Below are 4,635 nucleotides of genomic sequence, written 5' to 3' on the forward strand. Positions count from 1 at the left end.
GGTGTCGCCGGGGCGGCTTGCTGGGCTCCCAACGGCTGTGCCTGCGGCGGCAGTTGTTCGTGTGGCGGGGCTGCGTCGGGCGCGGGGGACGGTTGTCCTGCCGGTGCGTGCGCCAGGCGCGTGTCGGCGCCGTGCGCCGGAGTGTGCGCCTGTGCCGGTGCCTGCCGCTGGATCGGCGGCATCTCCCGCTCCTCGGGAGTGGCCAGCTTGCGACGCCGACCGGTACCACCGGCGGGCGTGTGGTGGGCCGGCGGCGCGGGCACCTGGTGCTCGCCGGAACTCCCGACCGTACCGCTGACGGGGGCCCCCGCGCTGTGCGGCGTGCCGTCGGGCGGCGTGGTGCCGGGCGGCGTGGTGCCGCCGGGAGGTGTGGCCTGCTGCTGCTCCGCGCCCAGGTGCGCGGCGTACGGCGCGCCCTGGCCGAGCGTCCGCACGCTCACGCCGCCGGACTGCTCACTCGTCTGTGGGGCGCCGGGCATCGGCAGCGGGCGCGGCCTGGGCTGCTCGACCGGCGGCACGGCCCCACCCAGGATCGGACTGCGTGCCACGACCGAGTGGCCCGCCGCCCGTGGGTCGAGCAGTTCCGAGGGCACCTGCTGCTCTCCGGCCTCCGGCGTAGCGGCGGCGGGGAGCGCGTGGGCACCGCCGTCGTGCTGCGCCGCCGGGTGGTCGACGGGCGACGCTGTCGCCTGCTCCGTGGCCTCCGGCGGGACGGCGGCCGCTGTACCGGGCGCGGGCGTGGGCGCCGTCTCCGGTACCGCGGTCGCGGCGGTCGGGACGGCGCCGTGCGGCGGCGTGTGCGGACCGTCGTCGTGGGGAGCCTGGCCGTCGTGGGGAGCCGCTGAACCGTGCGGGGGCGTCTGCTGCGGCACCGTCACCGGCCCGGGCGCCGCCGGGCCACTCGCTGTGGGCACGCTCCAGCCGACGCCGCCGGACTGCTGCTGAGCAGCGGCTACCTGCTGTTCCTCGGCCGGGTTCGGCTTCCGCCGCCGCCCGGTGGGACGGTCCGGCGGGGGCGCCGCGACCGGATGCTCGACGGGGGTGCCGGCGCCGGGAGTTCCGGCGTCCGGCGTGCCCACGGCGGGCGAACCGGCGGCGGGGGTGCCGGCAGCGGGCGAACCGGCGGCGGGAGTGCCGCCGGTCGGCGTGGCGGCGTCCGGTGTTCCGGCGGCGGGCGTGCCGTTGCCGGGCGTCGGGTGAACGGGCGCGGGGACGCCGGATGTCGGGTCCCCGGCCGCGCCCGGCACGGGGGAGGCCGGGTGGTCGCCGGGCACGCCGCCGGTCGGGGCGTCCGTCGCGGGGCCGGTGGCGGCGCCGGTGGTGTCGGGGGTGGTGTCGGGGGTGCTCGGTGGACCGGCCGGGAGCGCGAACGCCGTGCGTTCGGCGGGTTCGTCGGCTGCGGGCCTGGCCCGACGACCGCGACGACCCGTTCCGGGCTGGACCTGCTGCGGGATGTGGCCGCCGTGCTGGCCGTGGTTCGGGTACTCCGTGGAGTCCGCGGGCCCGCCGTGGCCGGGAGCGTGAGCGCCGGAGTGCGTGCCGGCGTGTGCGCCTGCGTGCGTGCCGGCGGGGGTGTCCATCCCCGCATCGGCCGCCGCCGGCGGGCCGCCCTGCGGGCCGGCAACACCGTTCAGCTCGCCGCCCCTCGGCGCCGTCGCCGGGATGGCGTGCACCGTGGGCCCGGCCGGAGCGGACTCGCTTCCCGCCCGTTCCTCGACCGGCCGGAGCGCACGCCTGGCGCGGCGCCCGGTGGGCGCGACCGGCACACCACCGGTGGCCGGTGCGGCGGCCTCCTGCGCCACCTGCTGGTGCTCACGCGTCGGATCGGCCGTCTGCGCCGCGTCGGCCATCTCGGAACGCGGTGCCGGCAGCTGGTCGGCGGCGACACCGCCGGCCGGGGTGCCCACCTCGCCTGTCACGGGCCCGTCGACCGGCTGCCGGGGCGCCGGTGCGTGGGCGTGCGGCACCGGCTGCTGCGGCTGTGCCTCCGACGGCGCTGCGACGGACGGCTGCCGGCCGGCGGACTGCCCCTGCCCGTGCGGGCCGCCCGCGTGTTGGAGCGCGCCCGCCTCGGCGTCGGCCCCCAGTCGGGACGCCGCCTGGCGAGCGGGAACCGGCACCGGCGACGAGGAGGGCGCACCCGCCGCCAGGCCCGGCTGCTCGTCGTCTCCCCGCCGCATCGGCACCGGAACGGCCGGCATGGGCACGGCGGGCGCCGGCAGGGTCGGCCCGGCAGGCATGCCACTCGCGCCCGCGCGGGGCCCCGCGCCGGCGGACGGCAGGGCCAGCGCCTCCGCCGTACCGCGGCCGGGTTGCGACGGCAGAGGCATGATCGTGGTCTCGTTCGGTGGCTGCTCGCCCTGGGGCACCTCGCCCTCACCCCCGGACCCCGGCCCGGCCGCGATGGCCGGCAGTGCCGTGGCGGCCCGCCGTCGCCGGCCGCCGCCCGAGGGGCCGCCGCCCGCGTCGCCGCTCCCCGGACCCGCTCCGGGTGCGTCACCCGAAGCGCCGGGCGCAGGCGCGTCCTCGGCGACGGTCCGCGGCGGTACGTCCGTCACCTCGCCCACCGGCACCTCGAGCACGTACGCGCTGCCGCCCGCCGCGCCCGGCACCTCGTGTGTCTGGAGCACGCCGCCGTGCAGTTCCACCACGCCCTGCGCGATGGGCAGGTGCACCGGGCTGCCGCCGCCGTGCGGCCCCCGCACCTCCACCCGCACGACGGCCTCGTCCGGGCTGTTGCCGTCCTGCTTGCGCCCGCCGCGTCGGGCGGCGGCCACCACGATCGTGGAGTCGCCGACGCCGCCGAGCGCCGGTGCGGTGCCGGTGGCGTCCACTCCCGCGACGTCGGCCACCAGATGTGCGATCGCCAACGCCAGCCGCTCGGCGTCGACCTCGGCCTGTATCGGCGGGGCGTGCACGGCGAACTGCGCGCGTCCCGGACCGATCAGCTCGACCGCGCCCTCCACGCCGGCGGCGATCACCGCGTCCAGCGACGCCTGTTTGCGGTCGAGTTTCTCCCGCCCGGTGTCGAGCCGCTGGTAGCGGACGACGTTGTCGATCAGCGTGGTCATCCGGGAGTACCCGGCCGACAGGTGGTGCAGTGTCTGGTTCGCCTCGGGCCAGAGCTGGCCGGCCGGGTCGGCGGCGAGTCCGGTCAGTTCGGTGCGCAGCTGCTCCAGCGGGCCGCGCAGCGCCTGGTCGAGCACGGACAGCAGCTGCGCGTGGCGTGTCTCCAGCGCGTCCGCGGCCCGCCGGTCGGTGAACGTGAGCACCGCGCCCACCAACTGGTCGCCGTCGCGCACCGGCGCGGTGGTCATGTCCACCGGCACCCGCCGGCCGTCCTTCGCCCACAGCACCTGGCGGCGCACCCGGTGTTTGCGACCGGAACGAAGTGTGTCGGCGAGCGGCGTCTCCTCGTAGGGCTGCGGGGTGCCGTCCGGCCGGGTGTGGTGGACGAGCGGGTGCAGGTGCCGGCCGCCGAGGTCGCTCGCCCGGTAGCCGAGGATCTGCGCGGCGGCCGGGTTCACCAGGACGACCCGCCCCTCGGTGTCCGTGCCGACGACGCCCTCGGCGGCGGCGCGCAGGATCATCTCCGTCTGCCGCTGCTGACGGGCCAGCTCGGCCTCGGTGTCGAGGGTGCCGGCGAGGTCGCGGACGACAAGCATCAGCAGTTCGTCGCCGCTGTAGCCGTTGCCGTGGTCGGCGTACGCGGCCTCGAAGGCGGACTCGTACGGTGTGCGCCCGTCCTCCAGGTTGGCGCTGGTGACCTCGACGGGGAACTCCGTCCCGTCCGTCCGCCGCGCGACCATCCGCGTCGGCGGCTGCCGGCCCTCGACCTGCTCGTCGGGGCGGCGCATGGAACCGGGGATGCGCCGGGAGTCGAAAGCGGGCAGCAGATCGAGGAGACCGCGCCCGATCAGCGCCGTCCCGGGCGTCTCGAAGACATCGAGCGCGATGCTGTTGGCGTTCACCACCGTGCCGTTGGCGTTGACCAGTAGGAGCGCGTCGGGCAGCGCGTCGAGTATGGCGGCGAGGCGAGCAGCGCCTCGGGATGGCCGGCTGCTCACGACGGCGTTCCTCCTTGCTGACCACCTGGTGCCCGGTCAGTCTGCCTGTCCACCCGGGCCTGTCACCAGAGGGGAGTCTACGGGCAGCAGCCTCCCCGGGGGCGGCGGATGCGCACCCCGGGGAGGGAGGAAGCAGCCGCACCGGTCCAGGCCGGACATAAAGCAGCGGCGGTCGACACGGAGTGTTCCGGAACGTGCGATTCCGGTTATCCGGCCGGGGCCCGGGGCTCTCACCGCACCTCGGGCAGCGCCGGCGTGAGGCTGTCCCAACGGGCGATCTCGCAGCCGTTCGACCGGTCGAACGACGCGTCCACCTTCCGGCCCGCCCAGGTGCCCGTCACCCGCGCGGTCTGCGGCCCGCCGTGCATCTGCGTGCACATGGTGTCCGCCGACACCGGCTCCCACGGGCTGCGCACCCCGCGTGTGGCACGGTCCACCGCCGCGCACGCCTCCTCCGCCCGCGGGTGGTTGCCGCCGGTCGGCTCGCAGCGCAGCGTGAGACGCCGCTCCTTCGCGTGGACGTCGTCCTTCACGACGATCGTCAACGACTTCCCGTCCGCCCGGCCCC

2 protein-coding genes are annotated in these 4,635 nt (G+C 77.3%); both read right to left on the bottom strand.

The genetic code is table 11. From position 1 onward, the window contains the following. Positions 1-4,067: PAS domain-containing protein (locus FNX44_RS24030; protein ID WP_323369636.1), on the bottom strand; the 4,067-nt coding region annotated here is incomplete at its 3' end. Between the two features lie 230 nt (positions 4,068-4,297). Continuing rightward, the coding region (locus tag FNX44_RS24035) for an SSI family serine proteinase inhibitor (protein ID WP_228450166.1) at positions 4,298-4,635 on the bottom strand (338 nt) is incomplete at its 5' end.

The sequence above is a fragment of the Streptomyces alkaliterrae genome, assembly GCF_007097205.2.
Classification (GTDB): domain Bacteria; phylum Actinomycetota; class Actinomycetes; order Streptomycetales; family Streptomycetaceae; genus Streptomyces; species Streptomyces alkaliterrae.